Below are 18391 nucleotides of genomic sequence, written 5' to 3' on the forward strand. Positions count from 1 at the left end.
TCAGGCGCCGGTCTAAGGTGACCCGGAACCGAATCGGGGAGGGGCACCATGTGCGCGAGCGGAGCCGTCACCCGCAGCACCCTGCGGCAGCAGATCGCGGACGCGCTGCGTGACGAAGTGCTCGCCGGGCGCCTGCTGCCGGGGCGGGAGTTCACCGTCAAGCAGATCGCCGAGCAGTACGGGGTCTCCGCGACCCCCGTCCGCGAGGCGCTGTTCGACCTGTCCGCGCAAGGGCTCCTCGAATCCGACCAGCACCGCGGGTTCCGGGTGCACCAGTTCTCCGTCGCGGACTACCGGGCCATGGTGGAGGCCCGTGCCCTGGTCATGGACGGGGTCATCCGGGACGTCTTCCGCGATCAGGCCCCGTCGCGGCACGGAGGCTACGGGGACGCGCTCGTCTCCGTACACCGCCGCGCCGAGGAGGCGACCCGCGCGGCACGCTGCGGCGACCTGGACATACTCATCGGCTACGACCTGCGCTTCTGGCGGGAGGTGGGCGGGCTCGTCGGCAACGGCTACATCAGCGACTTCCTGCACCGGCTGCGCGTCCAGGCATGGGTGTTCGCCGTTCCCTACCTGCGCGGCGACGCCGATGTGCGGGACTGGCTGTGGAAGGGCCACGCCGAGCTCGTCGCCGCGATCGCGCACCGGGACCGCGACGCCCTGCGCGCGGTGATCGACGACTACAACAGCCACGCGCTGAGCTGGGCCGACCGGCTGGCGGACCACCCGGCCACTCCCGGACGCCCCTGACCCGGCGCCACCGGCCCGCCGAGCCCGCCAGCCCGCCGGCCCGCCGAGCCCACCGCGCCCGCCGGCCCACCACGCCCGCCGCGCACCGAGCCCGTCACGAGCGACCACTGTGCGCGAGGTGCCGACCGCATTACGCTGTCCCGACCACCGCACGCCCCCGTTGGAGAGCGAGACTTCGTGGCCTGTGACCTGTGGCTGGTCCCCCTCGTCGATGTGCTGTGCCACAGCCCCGACAACCCCTTCGCCGATGAGATAGCCGTCTACGACAAGGCCCTGGGCGAGGCGGGACTGCCGCCCGTCCCCGTCTACGCCTACATGCCGGGGCTGACCGGCGACGTGGCTCCGATCGCCGGCTTCGACTACGACGCGCTGCACCTCCTGCGCCGCGCCTACCTGCTCCAGCTCAGCGGCCTCGCCGTCACCCCGGTCGACGCGCTGGGCGGGGACTACGAGCAGCTGCTGGAGATGTTCGAGCCGACGGCCCGGCAGTCGCACCTGGTGTGGCACTTCGACCACGCAGGGGCGTACGTGCCGCTGGACTACCCCGCCCCCGTCTCCACCGACGACCTCATGGAGGCCGGCGGGCCGCTCGGCTCGGCGCACGGGCTGCTGCGGGAGCTGGAGTTCGTCGCCCCGGCGATCGGCATCGACCCGGCGAACCCGCCGGCCGCCCCGCTGCCGCCCGCCGCGCCCACCGAGCTGGAGGAGCCGGCGAGCGTCCCGTACGACGACAACCCCTTCGCCCGGGAACGGCACGTCTGGCTCGGCCTGCACGCCGCGGCCACCCGCAGCCTGGCCCAGGGGTCGATGATCGTCTTCAGCTGACGCGGCCGGGCACCCGCCGGGGCCCCGCACTGCCCGGGACCGGTCAGCGCGGGGACTCCGGCGGACGCTGCCGCGGCATGTTCGGCCGGCCCATCGACTGGAGCGGGAAGCGGCCGGGCGACGCCCCCTGCTCCGGGCGCCCGCCCCCGGTACCGCCGGTGACCAGCGCCTGCATGCCCATCGGCGCGGGCCCGGCCCGGAACTCCACCATCCAGTCGGCGGTCTCCGACCGTACGAGCTCCGTGATGTCCTCGGAGAAGCGCCGCAGCACCCCCAGGCACCGCTCGGTCGCCTCGCTCGCCGTGCCCTCGGCCGGGCCGAGCACCTCCCGTACGCACTCCGACGACCAGTCGAAGCGGAGCACCTGGAGCCGCCGCTGTACGGCCTGCGCCGTCGCGAGATTCCTTATCCAGCCCGAGGTGAGGCCGAAATACCGGTCGCACGCCATGCACGCGGCACCCAGCAGCAGCGACAGATACCCCCAGCCGGCGGCGTCGTGCAGCGCGCCCGTCAGGTCGAGCAGCGGCAGGGCGGCGCCCGCGACCACGCCGGCGGCGGTGCCGATCCGCAGCGCCCTGGCCGCGCGCCGCTTCCACAGCCGGTCGTTCAGATACCACTCGGCGGTGCGCAGCGCGTCCGCTTCCGCCCATCGGTACAGCTCGTCCAGCCGCTGGGACGGTTCGCCCCAGTCGCCCAGCGGGAACGGCTCCCCGGTCAGGTCATGGCCCCGCCCACCGCGGTCCTCGGCGCCGGAGCCCGTACCGGAGGGAGCGGCCGGACCCGCTGGACCGGGCGTGCCGGACTTGCTGGGCGGCACTTCGGGCTGCATCTCCGGCTGACTCACCGGGGTACTCCTCTGCATGCTGCGTGGCGACGCGTGCTCTCGACCGCGTACTCGTACTCGACGACGGGGCGGATCTCTGTTCCCCAGGGGGCGTCCGGCATATCCCCGCGGTGTCACGGGTACGTGTCGGACACCCTCTGGCTGCTCCATGCCCCTGGACGCGACGGGCAGTCCCCCTTGCGTAACCATGCGTGACGGGAGGGGTGCGCGTGCGTACCGGGACGCATGCCCTTCCTACCGCCGAATGGTGGGCCGCGGGGTCGAAATCGCGGTATTCCCGGGTGCGTACGGCCTCTGGTCAGGTATAGGACTCCCGGCACCACCCTCTCGATCTCACTCGAAAGAGTTGCTCGTCGGCGGGTGGGGCGCACCGCCCGGGGACCACGTAGGCTCGGCGTACCGAAACATTTGTCGTCGAAATGCCTGGAGTGACCGTGATTCCCGGTGGTGGTCAGCCCAATATGCAGCAGCTGCTGCAGCAGGCCCAGAAGATGCAGCAGGACCTCGCCCAGGCCCAGGAGGAGCTTGCCAGGACGGAGGTCGACGGCCAGGCGGGCGGTGGCCTGGTCAAGGCGACGGTCAACGGATCGGGCGAGCTGCGCGGCCTGGTGATCGATCCGAAGGCGGTGGACCCGGAGGACACCGAGACCCTCGCGGACCTCGTCGTTGCGGCTGTGCAGGCGGCCAATGAGAACGCCCAGCAGCTCCAGCAGCAGAAGCTCGGCCCGCTGACCCAGGGCCTGGGCGGCGGCATGCCGGGCCTGCCGTTCTGACCGTCCGCATACCCATACCCAAGACCGTACGTACCCCCTACGGTACGTAGCACGACCCGGCCGGCTCAGTCAGGAAGGCGTTTCCGTTGTACGAAGGCGTGGTTCAGGACCTCATCGACGAACTGGGCAGGCTGCCCGGCGTCGGTCCCAAGAGCGCGCAGCGGATCGCCTTCCACATCCTCCAGGCCGAGCCCACGGACGTGCGGCGCCTCGCCCACGCCCTCCTGGAGGTCAAGGACAAGGTCCGCTTCTGCGCGGTCTGCGGCAATGTGGCGCAGCAGGAGGAGTGCGGCATCTGCCGCGACCAGCGGCGCGACCGGTCGGTCATCTGTGTGGTCGAGGAGCCGAAGGACGTCGTCGCGATCGAGCGGACCCGTGAGTTCCGGGGCCGCTACCACGTGCTGGGCGGGGCGATCAGCCCCATCGAGGGCGTCGGTCCGGACGATCTGCGCATCCGGGAACTGCTGGCCCGCCTCGCCGACGGCTCCATCACGGAACTGATCCTGGCGACCGACCCCAACCTGGAGGGCGAGGCCACCGCGACGTATCTGGCGCGGATGGTCAAGCCGATGGGCCTGCGCGTCACCAGGCTGGCCAGTGGCCTGCCGGTGGGCGGCGACCTGGAGTACGCGGACGAGGTCACCCTCGGCCGCGCCTTCGAGGGGAGGCGACTGCTGGATGTCTGACGCCCCCGCCCCGGCCTCTCACAGCCGTTTTACGTTCAGCGCGGTTATCTTCTACTCACCGTCTCCGACCGTGCACACGGGAGGTCTCCTCGATGTCTGACGCCACGTTGAACACCGTCACGCACGACCCCGGCGACTTCGCGGTCCAGATCGCCGACCAGATCAAGACGTTCATCGTCGCGGTCACCGAGGTGTCCGGGGTCGAGGAGCCGGAGGAGGCCGTTCCGGTCCTGCTCCTCCAGGTCTCCCAGCTCCTGCTGGCCGGTGGCCGGCTCGGCGCGTACGAGGACATCGTCCCCGACGAGCGCTACGAGCCCGACCTGGGCGCCGAGCCGGACGCGGACGGCCTGCGCGAGCGTTTCGCGGTCCTGCTGGAGCCGATCGACGTCTACTCCGAGGTCTTCGACCCGTACGAGCCCCGCAAGGCCCCCGTCGCCGCCCGCATCTCCGACGACCTGGCCGACCTCGTGACCGACCTGCGCCACGGTCTGGCCCACTACGAGGAGGGCCGCACCGTCGAGGCCCTGTGGTGGTGGCAGTTCTCGTACTTCTCCAACTGGGGCTCGACCGCCTCCGCCGCGCTGCGCGCCCTCCAGTCCCTCATCGCCCACATCCGCCTCAACCAGCCCCTCCAGGAGCTGGACGGCCTGGACACCGACCAGGACGCCGGTGACGACGACCTGGCCGAGGAGGCGGGCCGCGTCATGGTCGAGGAGATCGCGGGTCCGCTGGGCCTGCGGCCGGTGAAGTAGCGGGGCGGCTCCCGTCGCTGCGTGTGGGCTGTGCGTGTGGGCTGGGCCACATACGGGAATGCGTACGGGTTCGGTGGGCAGCAGCGCGTTACGAGCAGTTCGGAGCGACACGCCGATGATCACGTGGTGAGCGGGACATCTCAGCATGTGGTATCAGCGAGGCCTTTCCGGGCTGCTCGTTAAACTGAGCCGACCGCAGTAATGGACTGAGCGAGGAGCGCACGTGGGCCTTGTCGTGCAGAAGTACGGAGGCTCCTCCGTAGCCGATGCCGAGGGCATCAAGCGGGTCGCCAAGCGAATCGTCGATGCCAAGAAGAACGGCAACCAGGTGGTTGTCGTGGTGTCAGCGATGGGCGACACGACGGACGAGCTGATCGATCTCGCCGGACAGGTATCCCCGATACCGGCCGGGCGTGAGTTCGACATGCTGCTGACCGCGGGAGAGCGGATCTCCATGGCGCTGCTGGCCATGGCGATCAAAAACCTGGGCCACGAGGCCCAGTCGTTCACCGGCAGCCAGGCAGGCGTCATCACCGACTCGGTCCACAACAAAGCGCGCATCATCGATGTGACGCCGGGCCGTATCCGTACGGCGCTGGACGAGGGGAACATCGCGATCGTCGCGGGGTTCCAGGGTGTGTCCCACGACAAGAAGGACATCACCACCCTCGGCCGCGGCGGGTCCGACACCACGGCCGTCGCGCTCGCCGCCGCGCTGGACGCCGAGGTCTGCGAGATCTACACCGACGTGGACGGCGTCTTCACCGCCGACCCGCGGGTCGTGAAGAAGGCCCGTAAGATCGACTGGATCTCCTTCGAGGACATGCTGGAGCTGGCCGCGTCCGGTTCCAAGGTGCTGCTGCACCGGTGCGTCGAGTACGCACGCCGTTACAACATTCCGATCCACGTCCGCTCGTCCTTCTCCGGACTGCGCGGCACCTGGGTCAGCAACGAGCCGCAAGGGGACCAGAAGGTGGAGCACGCGATCATCTCCGGAGTCGCCCATGACGTCTCCGAGGCCAAGATCACCGTCGTCGGCGTGCCCGACAAGCCGGGTGAGGCCGCCGCGATCTTCCGCACGATCGCGAACGCCGAGGTCAACATCGACATGGTGGTGCAGAACGTCTCCGCCGCCTCGACGGGTCTGACGGACATCTCGTTCACGCTCCCGAAGGCCGAGGGCCGCAAGGCCATCGACGCCCTGGAGCGCAACCGCGGCGTGATCGGCTTCGACTCGCTGCGCTACGACGACCAGATCGCCAAGATCTCCCTCGTCGGCGCGGGCATGAAGACCAACCCCGGCGTCACCGCCGGCTTCTTCGAGGCGCTCTCGGACGCCGGTGTGAACATCGAGCTGATCTCGACATCCGAGATCCGTATCTCGGTGGTCACCCGCGCCGACGACGTCAACGAGGCCGTGCGCGCCGTGCACACCGCCTTCGGTCTCGACAGCGACTCCGACGAGGCAGTCGTGTACGGGGGCACCGGCCGATGACCGCACGCCGCCCTTCGCTCTCGGTCGTCGGCGCGACCGGGGCGATCGGTGGCGTCATGCTCCAGATCCTCTCGCAGCACGCGGACGTCTGGGGCGAGGTCAGACTTGTCGCCTCACCGCGCTCGGCCGGCCGCAAGCTGGTCGTGCGCGGTGAGGAGAGCGAGGTCCTCGAACTCACCGAGGACGTCTTCGACGGCATCGACGTGGCGCTCTTCCTGGTGCCCGCCGATGTCTCCGCGCGCTGGGCTCCGCTCGCCGCGTCCAAGGGCGCCGTCGTCATCGACGACTCCACGGCGTTCCGGGCGGACGGTGACGTTCCGCTCGTCGTGCCCGAGATCAATCCGCACGCGGTACGGATCAGGCCGCGCGGCATCGTCGCGAACCCGAACTGCACCACGCTGGCGCTGATCGTCGCGGTCGGCGCCCTGCACGCCGAGTTCGGCCTGCGCGAGCTGGTCGTCTCGTCCTACCAGGCCGTCAGCGGCGCCGGACGCGACGGTGTCGCCGCGCTGCGCGAACAGCTGTCGATGGTGGCCGGCACCGAACTCGGTACGAAGCCGGGCGACGTACGACGCGTCGTCGGCGACACGCACGGCGGCCCGTTCGCCGCGCCGGTCGCGCTCAACGTCGTCCCGTGGGCCGGGACGGACGCCGGGGACGGCTGGTCGTCCGAGGAGCTGGCCATCCGCGACGAGTGCCGCAAGATCCTCGATCTGCCGGGCCTGCGGGTGTCGGCGACCTGCGTCTACGTACCGGTCGTCGCCACGCACTCGATGTCCGTGCACGCCCGCTTCGAGAACGAGGTGGCGGTCGACCGGGCGCACGAGATCCTGGCGACCGCTCCCGGCGTGGTGCTGTACGACAGCCCGGGTGCCGGTGACTTCCCCACCCCCTCCGACGTGGTGGGGACCGACCCGACCTGGGTCGGCCGGGTCCGGCGCTCGCTGGACGACCCCCGGGGGCTGGAACTCTTCGTCTGCGGCGACAACCTCCGCAAGGGCGCGGCGCTCAACGTGGCCCAGATCGCGGAGTCGGTGGCCGCGGAATTCCCCAGGCCCTGACCGGACACGATCACCATGTTCCGATCGAACCTGTTTTGTACGTTCTGTGAACGACCTGTGAGCAACTCGCTGGTCTGAACCTCTTGAGCTGGGGAGTCGCCGTGACCGACGATGACCTTTCGGTTCGTTGCAACCGCGGGTCGGGCGCCAGGCGTCTAAGCGGACACTTCTTGCGCGGCGGGGCGCATGTGCGGGGCATCTGGGGAAGAGCGGGTTCGTATGAAGGCATATCGCATGGCCTCAAACGCGGTGCCGTATGCGTACAACCCTGACGGGGGGAAGCGTGTCCAACTGGCGTGGCAGAGGTTCTCGATATCACAGTGGTGGGCCCCTTGCGCGGCGCCTCGGTGCGACCGCTCCGACGGGCTCGTGCAACCGGCGGCATGCCAGTGATCGCGCCCATGCCGGCCGCACGTCGGACGGGGCTGCCGTCGCAGCGCGAGGGTGCTGAAGAGGGCGTGGCAGCCGGAACCACCGTCGACCATCTCACCGAAACCTACCGCGCCCACTACCGTTCACTGCTCGGCCTCGCGGCCCTGCTCCTGGACGACACGGCGTCCTGCGAGGACGTCGTGCAGGAGGCGTTCATCCGCGTGCACTCGGCACGCAACCGGGTCCGGGAGCCCGAGAAGACCCTCGCGTATCTGCGCCAGACCGTCGTCAACCTCTCCCGCTCCGCCCTGCGCCGCCGCATCCTCGGGCTGAAGCTGCTCTCCAAACCCATGCCGGACATGGCGAGCGCGGAGGAGGGGGCGTACGACCAGCTGGAGCGGGACGCGCTGATCAAGGCGATGCGAGGTCTGCAGCGGCGCCAGCGCGAGGTGCTGGTCCTGCGCTACTTCGCGGACATGACCGAGGCTCAGGTCGCCGAGACGCTGGGGATATCCCTGGGCTCGGTGAAGGCATACGGGTCCCGCGGCATCGCGGCACTGCGCGTGGTGATGGAGGCGCAGGCATGAGCCGGCGCGGCGGCCACTACGACCAGGATCATGAACAGGACCTGCGACCCGGGGGCGGAAGCGGACCGCGGCGCGGCCCCTCGCGCGGACTGCCGACCGACCGGACTGGAAGCGGACTGCCCACCGACCGGACTGGAAACGGAACTGTGAACCACGGGCCGGAGAAAGCCCCGCACGCGGGCCGCGACGAGGGACCGGACGCGCGTACCGCCGGGGACGGCGACACGGCCCGCTTCGCGACCCCGGCCGACCTCTTCGGCGGTGGTGGCCCCTTCGGCGGCGGCCCCGCGGGCGGCGGCCCGTTCGGTCTCGGTGACGGCGAGGGCGACGGCGTCGACGAGGACGCGCTGCGCCGGATGATGCACGGCGTCGTGCAGGGCCTGGAGCCCAGCGAGGGCAGCCTCGACCGCCTGTACCGCGCGGTGCCCGCCAGGCGCGCCCGTCGGCGGCAGGCGCTCGTCGGCGCGGCGGCCGCCGCGCTGCTCATCGGTACGGCGATTCCCGCCTTCGTCCACGTCGCCGGCTCGAAGGGTTCCAGCACCGCGAGCCCTGCCATCGCCGGCCACGGCGAACAGGCGCAGGGCGGCAACGGCGACGCCCCCGGCGCGGAATCCGGCAACGGGAGCGGTGGCGACGGCGGCGCCGGGCAGCACAACGGTGGCCAGGGCCTCCCGCAGAGCACCGTGAGCCCGTCCGGCAGCAGCGGCCAGGGCATGGACGGCGATACGACGGGTGCCTCCGCCGATCCGGCCGTCAGCGCGGAGAACGCCATGCCCGCGTGCGATCCGGGGCAGCTGGGCGTCAAGTCGGCGCGGACCGGCGCCGCCGGTGCCGACGGCAAGGTGTACGGGGCCTTCCGCATCGCCAACGTGTCCAGCACGGTGTGCTCGGTGAGCAGCAGCGGGACGGTGGGCTTCGAGGCGATGGGCGCGGCCGACCCGACCCGGATCGAGGTCGTCCGGCACACCGAGGGCGACCCGGCCTCCGGCCTCCCCGACCCGGCGACCGAGGAGGGCACCGTCCTGCTCAAGCCGGACATGGTCTACGAGGTGCAGTTCGCCTGGGTCCCCAAGGACACCTGCCCGTCCACCGGCAGCTCGCCCACCCCGACACCGACGGAGGGCGCGGCCGGCAGCGGCAACGGCGGCGGCACGTCGGGATCCACCGCGGGCAGCGGTACGGGGGAGAGCGAGGCGGGTACGGAGACGCAGTTCGGCTCCGCCGAGGGCGGGGGAGCCGCGCAGGGCAGCATCTCCGTGCAGCACACCCCGGAGCCCGGGGCCCCGGTCGCCGCGACCAAGATCGACAACGCGTGCGCGGGCACGATCTACCGGACCGGCGTCCTGGAACCTTCGTCGTAGGAGCGGGGGCTCAGGGCCTGTCCGGGCGTACGGCGAGAGTGCGTGCCAGGCGTCGCGGCGGGCGAAGATCCGCCGAACAGGCCCAGGGGGCGGAGGGTGCGACGGGTCCGGAACGGGACCACCGCTCACCGGCCCCCGCGCCCCGCTCGACCTGGCTCGGCCGTCGTGTCGGCCCGGGACGCCCGGCTCACTGCCCCGCAGGGGCCTCCGCGTCGGGGACCAGGCCGAGCTTCAGGTCCCTGGCGGCCTCGGCCTCGCGCCGCAGCAGCCGGAACCACATGAAGACGACGAACGCGGCGAAGACGAACCACTCACCGGTGTAACCGAGGTTCTGGAACGCCTTCAGATCGAGCCCGCCACCCTCGGGCGCGGTGGCCGGTACGGGACGCAGAGCGGTCGCACCGGCCTGCGCAGCGCTGCCCGCCGAGTCGCCGGAGGCACCCGAGGCGTCCTCGGCCCCGGAGGTACCTGAGGTGTCCTCGGCCCCGGAGGCGTGCGCGGCGTCCGAGGCGTCCTCGGTCCCGGAGGTGCCTGAGGTGTCCGCGGCTCCTGAGGTGTCCGCGGCTCCGGTGTCGCTCGTCCGGAGCGTCACCCACGCGTCGTACACGTCGTACGGCACGAGGTTGACCAGCGACGCCGCGCTGATGATGCCCACCTGTCCGTCGGGCAGACCGCCCGATGCGTGGACCCCGGCGCTCCCCGCGCTCTCCGAGGCCTGGAGGTCGCCGGTCACCGTGACCCGGCCGGCCGGTGCGGCCGGTACCGGGGTCCGGCCCGCCTTCCCCGGCAGCCAGCCGCGCACCACCGGCAGGGCCTTGCCGCTGTCGGTCCGCAGCATGTCCAGGACGTAGAAGCCCTGCCGGTCGTCCAGCTCCCGGCCGGGCACCAGGAAGCGGTCCGCGTACCGGCCGGTCGCGGTGGCCGGCCGGCCGGAGGTCTCCGTGTCGACGGGCAGCAGCTCGGCGAGGGGCTTGGCGGCCCGAGTGCCCGGCGCGGGCTGCTTCTCGGCAGCCTCGTGCGTGTGCACGCGGTCCTCGAAGCGGCCGAGCTGCCAGGTGCCCATGAACACGCAGAACGGGATGGCCAGCACGACGAAGAGGTTGATCCCCCACCATCGCGGGGTCAGCAGGAACCGGTACACCCCTCCACGGTACGGTCCCCGCTCCGGCCGGACGGAGCGGGGGCTCCCGAAAAGCGGCCCCTTATCCGGGCCTTACGCCTTACGCCTCGCCCACCGGCTCCCCCCGGCCGGGCACCCCGGTGTCCTCGTGACCGGCAGGGTCCGTCGGCTGCGCCGGGGCGACCGGGCCGCCGGGCCCGGCGGGCGAAACCCCTGCCAGGTGGCGCCGCGTGAAGTCGAGCTCCAGCCGGACCTGCTTGATCCGCTCCTCCACGACCAGCGAGCCGTGCCCCGCGTCGTACCGGTAGACCTCGTGCACCGCGTCGCGCGCCTTCAGCCGGTCCACGTAGTTCTCCACCTGGCGGATCGGGCAGCGCGGGTCGTTGACGCCCGCCGAGATGTAGACCGGCGCGCGCACGGCATCGACGTACGTCAGCGGCGACGAGGCCTCGAACCGCTCGGGCACCTCCTCCGGCGTCCCGCCCAGCAGCGTGCGGTCCATCGCCTTCAGCGCCTCCATCTCGTCGTGGTACGCCGTGACGTAGTCCGCGACGGGGACCGCCGCCAGCCCGAGGGCCCAGTCGCCGGGCTGCGTACCGAGACCGAGCAGCGTGAGATAGCCGCCCCAGGAGCCGCCGGCCAGGACGAGCTTCGCCGGGTCCGCGAGGCCGGACTTCACCGCCCACTCCCGCACCGCCGCGATGTCCTCCAGCTCGATCAGCCCGACCCGGTGCTTCAGCGCGTCCGTCCACGCCCGCCCGTAGCCGGTCGAGCCGCGGTAGTTGACCCGGACGACCGCGTACCCGTGGTCCACCCAGGCGGCCGGCCCGGCCGCGAAGGCGTCGCTGTCGTGCCAGGTGGGGCCGCCGTGAATCTCGAAGACCGTGGGGAACGGCCCCTCGGCCGGGGCCGCGGGGCGCTGGACGAGCGCGTGGATCCGGCCGCCGGGACCGTCCACCCACACGTCCTCGACCGGCACCGAGGCCGGTGCCTTGGCCCCCGGCGGGTCGAGCACCACCGCACCGGTCGTGGAGCGGACGACGGGCGGCTCGGCCGCCGACGACCACAGATACTCCACCGACCCGTCCGGCCGGGCGGTGGCGCCCGAAACCGTCCCGGTGGGCGTCTCCACCCGCACCAGCGCCCCGCCGGCCGCGGCAGGCTCGTACCGCCACAGCTCGCTGCGGGCCTCGAAGCCGTGCTCGATCAGCAGCGCGGAGCCGTCCGGATACCACTCGGCACCCACATCGCCCGGCAGGTCGATGGCGAGGTCCGTCTCCGTGCCCGCCACCGGGTCCCAGATCATCGGCTCCCAGCGCCCACGCCGCTGGTGCCCGACCAGCAGCCGGGTGTCCCCGTCGACCGGCGCGAAGCCGAGGACCGCGAGACCCAGCTCCTTCGTACCGCCCTCGGTGTCGTCCAGCTCCGCGACCGTCGTACCGTCCGGCCGCACCACGCGCAGCGCGGAGTGCATGGCGTCCCCGTGCTCCGTGTGCTCCAGGGCGATCAGCGTCCCGTCGTGCGACAGGTCACCGACTCCGGCCGACTCGCGGTGGCGGTAGATCTCCACCGGGGCCGCGCCGGGCCGTACGACATGGACCGTCGTGCCGTCCTCGTCCGTCGAACGGCCGATCACCGCCGTGTTGTCGTGGCCGATCGCGAGACCGGCCGGGTAGGACGCTTCGAGGCCGGGCGCGGCGGGCTCGACCTTCACGTCCACACCGCCGCGGAACGGCCGGCGCATCCACACCCCGAACTCGTCCCCGTCGGTGTCGTTGAACCACCACACGGCCTCGCCGTCCGGCGTCAGCGTCCCGTCCGTCGTCCCGTTCGGCCGGTCGGTCACCTGGCGCTGCTCCCCGGTCGCCCGGTCCCACGTGTACAGCTCATAGGTCCCCGTCGCGTTGGAGACGAACAACGCGCGGTCCGGCGCGTCCTCGGCCCACTCGGGGAGCGATACCCGGGGAGCCCGGAAACGCTGCTCCCACAGCGGGACGGATGCGGTCGTCGACGAATCAGTGGCCTCAGTCATGTCCCCATTCTGCGTCGGACGGCCGACAATCCGTTCGCCTCGTCCGCAGCCTGTGGATAACCTCGCGGGATGTCCACTGCTCCGATACCTCCCGTACCTCCCGACTGGCGCGAGGCCAACCGCAGGATGTGGGATGAGCGTGTGCCCATCCACGCAGGCAGTGACTTCTACGACCTCGATTCCTTCCGCGCGGGCAAGGACGCCCTCAGGCCCTTCGAAGTGGCCGAGGTCGGAGAGGTGACGGGCAGGACACTGCTGCACCTCCAGTGCCACATCGGCCTCGACACGCTGTCCTGGGCCCGGCACGGCGCCGCCCAGGTCGTCGGCCTGGACTTCTCGGAACCGGCCGTCGAGACCGCCCGCTCCCTCGCCGCGGACCTGGGACTCGGTCCCGAGCGCGCGGCCTTCGTCGCCGCCGACGTGTACGACGCGGCCCAGGCGGTCCCGGACTCCTCGTACGACATCGTGTACACGGGCGTCGGCGCGCTGAACTGGCTGCCGGACATCGACCGCTGGGCCGAGACAGCGGCCTCGCTCGTCGCGCCCGGCGGCTTCCTCTACCTGGCGGAGTTCCATCCGCTCACGGACTGCCTCGACGACGAGACGGGTTCGCGGATCGTGCACGACTACTTCAGCCGCGAGGCATGGGTGGACGAGACACCGGGTACGTACGCGGACTTCGACGCGGCGACCGTCCACAACCGCAGCGTCGAGTGGCAGCACCCGGTGGGCAGTGTGGTGTCAGCGCTGGCCGCGGCGGGCCTGCGGATCGAGTTCCTCCACGAGCACGACGCGTCGCTCTTCGCTCGTTTCCCCGTACTGAAACGTGGTTCGGACGACTTCTACCGCTACCCGCAGGACCGCCCCCGCATCCCCCTCATGTACTCGCTCAAGGCGACGCGCCCGGCATGACAGAGGCGCGGCGGCGCCCCGGAAGGAAACCGGAACGCCGCCGCGCCTCTGCTTCTGCTGCCTCTTCCCGCCTTACGCCGCGGAGCGGAACGCGGGCAGATAGCCGCCCGACTGTCCTTCGGGCTTGGGGTGGTACGAGTCGCTGACGGGGATCGAGACGCTGTGCAGCCACGGGTCGCCGGAGCACAGCTCGTGCCCGGTGAACTCGTCCGCGACCCCGGAGAAGGTGAACCCGGCGTTCGCGGCCTGCTTGGCGATGACGCCGTTCAGCACGTCCGAGGCGTTGTTGATGGCCGCGCGCTCCTTGTCGGAGAGCCCGGCGATGCAGCTTCCGCCGATCTTGTAGAAGCGCGGGTAGCCCAGCACCACGACGTGGGCCTGCGGCGCCTTGGAGTGGATGGACGCGTACAGCGAACTCAGCCCGGACGGCAGAGTGTTGTTCACCTTCGCGACGGCAGCGTCCACGGCCGCGAGGCAGGCGGACTCGCCGGACAGTACGCAGTCCTGCATGACATTGGCGAACCCGACGTCATTGCCGCCCGCGGTGACGCTCACCAGCGAGGTGGACGAGCTCAGCGCCCCGAGCTGGCCACTGGCCACGGTGCTCGTGGTGGCGCCCGAACAGGCGGCGAAGGTGAACGAGGAAGGCGAGTTCGCAGCGGCCCAGAGGTAGGGGTAGGCCTTGGTGCTGCGCTTGCAGTCACCGCTGTCGGAAATGTAGCTTCCCGCGCCGACACCGGACGAGTACGAGTCGCCCAGAGCGACGTACCCGCCGGCGGCGGCCGATGAGGAAGCCGACGCCGGCTGAGCCACGCCCAGAGCGGCAGCGGCGGCGAGGAGCAGAGTGGATGCGGACGCCCAGAATCTCCGTACTGACATAGCTGTCAGCCCTCCGAAGTGTGGGGGGTGGGTGGGGGGTTGATCGAGCGTCCCCTGTTCTAGCAGCTCCCGGTACCAGTCGGTAATAGCCTTGCGAGAAGCCGCCGGAATTGCCCGAATGATCGCTGACCACTCGTAGCTCCGCGCGTAGATAAACCCACAACTCCCCCTGAACCGAAGGTTTTACGACGGTCTGGTCATCGCTTCGCAGGGGGGCGGGGTCGGGTGGCAGGGGCTGGACGGCCTTGCCTCGCCCTGAAGGGGCGGCACACCGAGAGGCCGGGGCGCCGATTTCTCTTGGTTCATCAGATAGGGGGAAGCGAGAACACTTTCGTGGATCAATCGACGACTAGTGACTACTCTCAGTGACGACTGGCTGGGGTGCTCGCCCGGTGGAAGCGTGCGGGCGAGCCGATACGAGGAGCGACGGCAACAACGGCCTCCAGAGACAGAGAGGTGCGGTTCACCATGCACGCCATCCTTCGCGCGGCAGACGTGGAGCTGTTCTACGGCTCGCAAAGGGCCCTGTGCGGAGTGGACTTCACGCTCGGCGCCGGTGAGGTCTGCGCGATCACCGGCAGTAGCGGTTCGGGGATTTCCTCGCTGCTCTACTGCTTGGCCGGCGTCCTGGCGCCGACCCGCGGCGAAATCCTCTTGGACGGAGTGCCGCCGCACAGCCTCGATGACGACGAACTCAGCACGGTACGCAGAGAACGGTTCGGCTTCGTCCTCCAGTACGGAGAGCTGCTGCCGGAGCTGACCGTGGAGGAGAACGCGGCTCTGCCGCTCCGACTGGCCGGCCGACGCAAGACGAAGGCGCTTGAGGTGGCCGGCGAGGTCCTGGGCCGGTTGGGCCTCGCCGATCTTCGACAGCGCAGAACGTCGCAGATCTCCGGGGGCCAGAGTCAACGAGTCGTGGTGGCAAGAGCTCTCGTCCACCGGCCGGACGACACCTTTGCGGACGAGCCGACAGGCGCCCTGGACAGCGCGAACGCCGAGGCCGTACTGGAAGAGTTCCTGACTCCCGCGCGGTCCCAGGGCACTGCCGTGGTCATGGTGAGGCACGATGCCTCGGTGGCCGCCCGCGCGGACAGCCAGTACATGATGGCCGACGGGTCCCTGGCCGGGCGGGCAGCCGTGTGAGCTCGCGCTTCGGGATCGCGTTCCTGATCGGACTGCGACTTCTGCGGGGCACCGGCCGTGCGGGGAAGGCGCGCTTCCTCCTGACGTCTCTCGGCTGCGCGCTGGGCGTCACCTGCCTGGCTGCGGTTCTCACCACCCCCGCCATCCTTTCGGCCCACGACAACCGCGCGGCAGCACGCGAACCACAGCCGGTGAGTGGGGTTCTGCATGCCCGATCGACCGAGGACACTGTCTTCCCGATTCGCCAGGCCCCCTACGGCGCACAGCCGTTCACCCGGGGTCTTCCTCGGCCACCCGGCGGGCCGTCCCTCGCCTCTCCCGCCCGGCATCGATCATCTGCCGGAGCCCGGCGAGGTGCTCGTCTCCCCGAGATTGCGCGAAGCCCTCACCGAGCGACCCGGCCTCGCCGGCCTCGTTCCCGGCCGGCTCACCGGAACGATCGGGCCCGACGGTCTCACAGGCCCCCACGAGCTGTACTCCTACATCGGGCGTTCGCCGGGTCAACTTCCGTACTCCGCACGTCCGCTGGGCGGCTTCGGCTCCGCCTGGACACCAGCGCCCGCCGTCGACTCCTCCACCCTCGACATCCTGCGATTCACCCTGACCTGCGTGGCGCTGCTGCCGCTGGCCGTCTTGCTGGCCGTCTTCCTGTCCGTGTGCGCCCGGCTCTCGGCCGAGGCCAGGGCGCGCAGACTGGCCGCGCTGCGGCTGCTGGGACTCGGCGTGAAGGAACCCTGCGGGTCAACGCCGTGGAGACGGTGGCCGCTGCCGTCATCGGAGCGGTGCTCGGCGTCGCCGTGTATGCGCTGGCCAACGAAGCGCTGGCTCGGATCGGACTGCCCGGTCTCCAGCGGTATCCGCCCGACGGGCGGCCCACTGCTGCCGTCCTCGCCTGCTGCCTACTCGCTTACCCGCTCCTGACCTGGCTGGTCGGACGCAGCCGTGCCCGCGAGGCTGCCTCCGCCCGCTGCAGGTGCGTCGAGGCGCGCAGCCCGTGCCCCCGAAAAAGTACGGCATGCTCCTGCTCCTGCCAGGACTCGGGTGTGATCCGGGCCCGCCAGCCCTCTGCCCTCATCGGCGCGGACGTCCGTATCCCGCCGTCCGCACACCCGCCCGGCATGAGGTCCGCAGCGCCGGTTCCTCCTGATGTCGAGCTCGGCACCGGAATGGTCCTCGGCCGCGTCGCCGCCTTCGCCGTGTCCGCCGCCGACCGCGCCATGGAACGCCGAGGCCGACTCGCGATGCTCAACCTCCTCGGCGCCCGGCCCCTGACGGTCCGCGCGGCCCAGTGCATTCAGGTCCTGCTCCCGCTCACTGTCGGCCTCGTCGGCGCCCTGGTCGCCGGACGCCTCGCCGAATCCAGCTACCTGATCACCGGAGGCGGCGCCGTCCACTGGGATGGCGACGGCCTCCCCATCCTCGTGATCTGCACCACCGGAATCCTGCTCACCGCCACCCTGGCCTCACTTCCCCTCGCCCGCCGCCACGTCGACCTCGAACACATCCGACGCGACTGACAGGGCGGCGCGGCCGGGGTCGCACACGCGGCTTCCAAAGGCTGCGACCGTTCCTGGAATGCACCCGGAAACCACTCAGGGGCCTGATCCGATTTCTCGGATCAGGCCCCTGACCTGGTCTTACGGCTGTCGGGGTGGCGGGATTTGAACCCACGACCTCTTCGTCCCGAACGAAGCGCGCTGCCAAGCTGCGCTACACCCCGATCGCCACCGGTCTCCCGGCGACATCGATTACTTTAGCCCACCGGCGCCCGGAGACGAAATCCGGTTTTTGTCGGGATCGGGTGGGGAGGTGTGGGTCACGCGTCCCGGGGCGTCAGTGTCAGGAGCGTCGCTTCCGGGGGGCAGGCGAGCCGGACCGGGGCGTAGCGGCTGGTGCCGCAGCCGGCCGAGACGTGGAGGTAGGCGCGGTTGCCGTGGGCGTAGTGGGTGGAGAGGCCCTTGACGCGGTCCGTGTCCAGGTCGCAGTTGGTGACCAGGGCGCCGTAGAAGGGGATGCAGACCTGGCCGCCGTGGGTGTGACCGGCCAGGATCAGGGGGTAACCGTCCGTGGTGAAGGCGTCGAGGGAGCGCAGGTAGGGGGCGTGGACGACGCCGATCGAGAGGTCGGCGTCCGTTTCGGGGCCGCCCGAGACCTCGGCGTACCGGTCGCGCTTGATGTGGGGGTCGTCCAGGCCGGTGAAGGCGAGCTCCAGGCCGTCGAGCTTGAGGCGGCCGCGGGTGTTGGACAGGTTCAGCCAGCCCGCCTCGTCGAAGCCGTCGCGCATCGGCTCCCACGGGTTGTGGACGACGCCGACCGCCGGGGCGTTCCCGTTGAGGCCGTGCTTGCCCGACGCCTTCTCGAAGAGGTAGCGGACCGGGTTGCGGAGCTTGGGGCCGTAGTAGTCGTTGGAGCCGAACACGTACACACCCGGGAACTCCATCAGCGGGCCGAGCGCGTCCAGCAGCTCCGGCACGGCCTCGGGGTCCGAGAGGTTGTCGCCGGTGTTCACGACGAAGTCCGGGCGCAGCCCGGCCAGCGACTGGAGCCAGGCGCGCTTCTTGCGCTGGCCGCTGACCATGTGCACGTCGGAGATCTGAAGGACGCGCAGCGGGCGGGCCCCTTGCGGGAGCACCGGGACCGTCACCCTGCGCAGGCGGAACGAGCGGACTTCGAAGCCTGCAGCGTAGGCGAGACCGGCGGCGCCGGCCGCGGCGGTGACCGCCGTGATTTTCAGGGGTACTCCGTAGCGTGCGCGCATGCGCCCATCGTCGCAGACGAGGCGGGCACGCAGGAAAA

General features: G+C 71.0%; 18 protein-coding genes and 1 tRNA gene. 13 read left to right on the top strand and 6 right to left on the bottom strand.

The genetic code is table 11. The features are described from left to right. Window positions 1-48 precede the first annotated feature (48 nt). Both B082_RS0107085 and B082_RS0107090 read left to right on the top strand, forming a co-directional pair. Window positions 49-753: a GntR family transcriptional regulator gene (locus B082_RS0107085; protein ID WP_018551115.1), complete on the top strand. Its 705-nt coding sequence runs from the start codon at window positions 49-51 to the stop codon at window positions 751-753. Window positions 754-930: 177 nt separating this feature from the next. Beyond that, the gene (locus tag B082_RS0107090) at window positions 931-1578 is read left to right on the top strand and encodes a hypothetical protein (protein ID WP_018551116.1); all 648 of its coding nucleotides are present in this window, start codon (window positions 931-933) and stop codon (window positions 1576-1578) included. A gap of 43 nt (window positions 1579-1621) precedes the next feature. Here the strand turns inward: B082_RS0107090 and B082_RS0107095 are convergent, their stop codons facing one another. Continuing rightward, a complete protein-coding gene (locus B082_RS0107095; RefSeq protein WP_018551117.1) occupies window positions 1622-2407 on the bottom strand; it encodes an SLATT domain-containing protein in 786 nt (261 codons plus the stop codon). A gap of 449 nt (window positions 2408-2856) precedes the next feature. Between B082_RS0107095 and B082_RS0107100 the strand changes: the two genes are divergently transcribed. The 7 genes from B082_RS0107100 (at window position 2857) to B082_RS0107130 (ending at window position 9509) form a co-directional block, all read left to right on the top strand. Beyond that, window positions 2857-3195 carry a YbaB/EbfC family nucleoid-associated protein gene (locus B082_RS0107100; RefSeq protein WP_026249513.1) on the top strand — a complete coding sequence of 113 codons (339 nt, stop codon included), beginning with the start codon at window positions 2857-2859 and terminating at the stop codon, window positions 3193-3195. An 86-nt stretch (window positions 3196-3281) separates the two neighbouring features. Then, window positions 3282-3881 carry a recombination mediator RecR gene (gene recR / locus B082_RS0107105; RefSeq protein WP_018551119.1) on the top strand — a complete coding sequence of 200 codons (600 nt, stop codon included), beginning with the start codon at window positions 3282-3284 and terminating at the stop codon, window positions 3879-3881. A 92-nt stretch (window positions 3882-3973) separates the two neighbouring features. Continuing rightward, complete coding sequence (locus tag B082_RS0107110; protein WP_018551120.1) at window positions 3974-4633, top strand: DUF5063 domain-containing protein; 660 nt, start codon at window positions 3974-3976, stop codon at window positions 4631-4633. Window positions 4634-4856: 223 nt separating this feature from the next. Next, window positions 4857-6128: an aspartate kinase gene (locus B082_RS0107115; protein WP_018551121.1), complete on the top strand. Its 1272-nt coding sequence runs from the start codon at window positions 4857-4859 to the stop codon at window positions 6126-6128. Next, on the top strand, window positions 6125-7189 hold the full coding sequence (locus B082_RS0107120) for an aspartate-semialdehyde dehydrogenase (RefSeq protein WP_018551122.1): 1065 nt from the start codon (window positions 6125-6127) through the stop codon (window positions 7187-7189). The genes B082_RS0107115 and B082_RS0107120 overlap by 4 nt, the downstream gene beginning before the upstream one ends. A gap of 383 nt (window positions 7190-7572) precedes the next feature. Further along, on the top strand, window positions 7573-8148 hold the full coding sequence (locus tag B082_RS0107125) for a SigE family RNA polymerase sigma factor (RefSeq protein WP_026249514.1): 576 nt from the start codon (window positions 7573-7575) through the stop codon (window positions 8146-8148). A 146-nt stretch (window positions 8149-8294) separates the two neighbouring features. Then, the gene (locus B082_RS0107130; protein WP_018551124.1) at window positions 8295-9509 is read left to right on the top strand and encodes a hypothetical protein; all 1215 of its coding nucleotides are present in this window, start codon (window positions 8295-8297) and stop codon (window positions 9507-9509) included. Window positions 9510-9696: 187 nt separating this feature from the next. Here the strand turns inward: B082_RS0107130 and B082_RS0107135 are convergent, their stop codons facing one another. After that, entirely contained in the window at window positions 9697-10650 is a 954-nt protein-coding gene (locus B082_RS0107135; RefSeq protein WP_018551125.1) for an SURF1 family protein, read from the bottom strand. 79 nt (window positions 10651-10729) lie between these two features. Further along, window positions 10730-12661, bottom strand: coding sequence for a prolyl oligopeptidase family serine peptidase (locus B082_RS0107140; RefSeq protein WP_234018121.1), 1932 nt, complete (start codon window positions 12659-12661; stop codon window positions 10730-10732). Window positions 12662-12730: 69 nt separating this feature from the next. Between B082_RS0107140 and B082_RS0107145 the strand changes: the two genes are divergently transcribed. Continuing rightward, window positions 12731-13573, top strand: a complete 843-nt coding sequence (locus B082_RS0107145; protein ID WP_026249515.1) for a class I SAM-dependent methyltransferase — start codon at window positions 12731-12733, stop codon at window positions 13571-13573. A 72-nt stretch (window positions 13574-13645) separates the two neighbouring features. Here the strand turns inward: B082_RS0107145 and B082_RS0107150 are convergent, their stop codons facing one another. Then, window positions 13646-14452 (bottom strand): SGNH/GDSL hydrolase family protein, encoded by an 807-nt coding sequence (locus tag B082_RS0107150; protein ID WP_018551128.1) that lies wholly within the window; start codon window positions 14450-14452, stop codon window positions 13646-13648. 468 nt (window positions 14453-14920) lie between these two features. Here B082_RS0107150 and B082_RS0107155 point away from each other — a divergent pair, with 468 nt between their 5' ends. From B082_RS0107155 to B082_RS39770, 3 genes are all read left to right on the top strand, one after another. Then, on the top strand, window positions 14921-15595 hold the full coding sequence (locus B082_RS0107155; RefSeq protein WP_026249516.1) for an ABC transporter ATP-binding protein: 675 nt from the start codon (window positions 14921-14923) through the stop codon (window positions 15593-15595). A gap of 207 nt (window positions 15596-15802) precedes the next feature. Then, complete coding sequence (locus tag B082_RS39765; RefSeq protein ID WP_234018122.1) at window positions 15803-16516, top strand: hypothetical protein; 714 nt, start codon at window positions 15803-15805, stop codon at window positions 16514-16516. Between the two features lie 197 nt (window positions 16517-16713). After that, window positions 16714-17112, top strand: coding sequence for a hypothetical protein (locus tag B082_RS39770; RefSeq protein ID WP_234018123.1), 399 nt, complete (start codon window positions 16714-16716; stop codon window positions 17110-17112). Window positions 17113-17241: 129 nt separating this feature from the next. Here the strand turns inward: B082_RS39770 and B082_RS0107175 are convergent. Next, window positions 17242-17315, bottom strand: a tRNA-Pro gene (locus B082_RS0107175). A 96-nt stretch (window positions 17316-17411) separates the two neighbouring features. Next, a complete protein-coding gene (locus tag B082_RS0107180; RefSeq protein ID WP_018551133.1) occupies window positions 17412-18353 on the bottom strand; it encodes a metallophosphoesterase in 942 nt (313 codons plus the stop codon). Between the last annotated feature and the right edge of the window lie 38 nt (window positions 18354-18391).

This window comes from Streptomyces sp. ATexAB-D23, from assembly GCF_000373645.1.
Lineage (GTDB): Bacteria > Actinomycetota > Actinomycetes > Streptomycetales > Streptomycetaceae > Streptomyces > Streptomyces castrisilvae.

What these genes read in the sequence shown, in the direction of transcription:
- B082_RS0107150 (WP_018551128.1), bottom strand. Translation starts at nt 14,452, where the DNA reads ATGTCAGTACGGAGATTCTGGGCGTCCGCATCCACTCTGCTCCTCGCC.
- B082_RS0107110 (WP_018551120.1), top strand. Translation starts at nt 3,974, where the DNA reads ATGTCTGACGCCACGTTGAACACCGTCACGCACGACCCCGGCGACTTC.
- B082_RS0107085 (WP_018551115.1), top strand. Translation starts at nt 49, where the DNA reads ATGTGCGCGAGCGGAGCCGTCACCCGCAGCACCCTGCGGCAGCAGATC.
- B082_RS0107180 (WP_018551133.1), bottom strand. Translation starts at nt 18,353, where the DNA reads ATGCGCGCACGCTACGGAGTACCCCTGAAAATCACGGCGGTCACCGCC.
- B082_RS0107140 (WP_234018121.1), bottom strand. Translation starts at nt 12,661, where the DNA reads ATGACTGAGGCCACTGATTCGTCGACGACCGCATCCGTCCCGCTGTGG.
- B082_RS39765 (WP_234018122.1), top strand. Translation starts at nt 15,803, where the DNA reads ATGCCCGATCGACCGAGGACACTGTCTTCCCGATTCGCCAGGCCCCCT.
- B082_RS0107120 (WP_018551122.1), top strand. Translation starts at nt 6,125, where the DNA reads ATGACCGCACGCCGCCCTTCGCTCTCGGTCGTCGGCGCGACCGGGGCG.
- B082_RS39770 (WP_234018123.1), top strand. Translation starts at nt 16,714, where the DNA reads ATGAGGTCCGCAGCGCCGGTTCCTCCTGATGTCGAGCTCGGCACCGGA.
- B082_RS0107155 (WP_026249516.1), top strand. Translation starts at nt 14,921, where the DNA reads ATGCACGCCATCCTTCGCGCGGCAGACGTGGAGCTGTTCTACGGCTCG.
- B082_RS0107095 (WP_018551117.1), bottom strand. Translation starts at nt 2,407, where the DNA reads ATGCAGCCCGAAGTGCCGCCCAGCAAGTCCGGCACGCCCGGTCCAGCG.
- B082_RS0107125 (WP_026249514.1), top strand. Translation starts at nt 7,573, where the DNA reads ATGCCAGTGATCGCGCCCATGCCGGCCGCACGTCGGACGGGGCTGCCG.
- B082_RS0107145 (WP_026249515.1), top strand. Translation starts at nt 12,731, where the DNA reads ATGTCCACTGCTCCGATACCTCCCGTACCTCCCGACTGGCGCGAGGCC.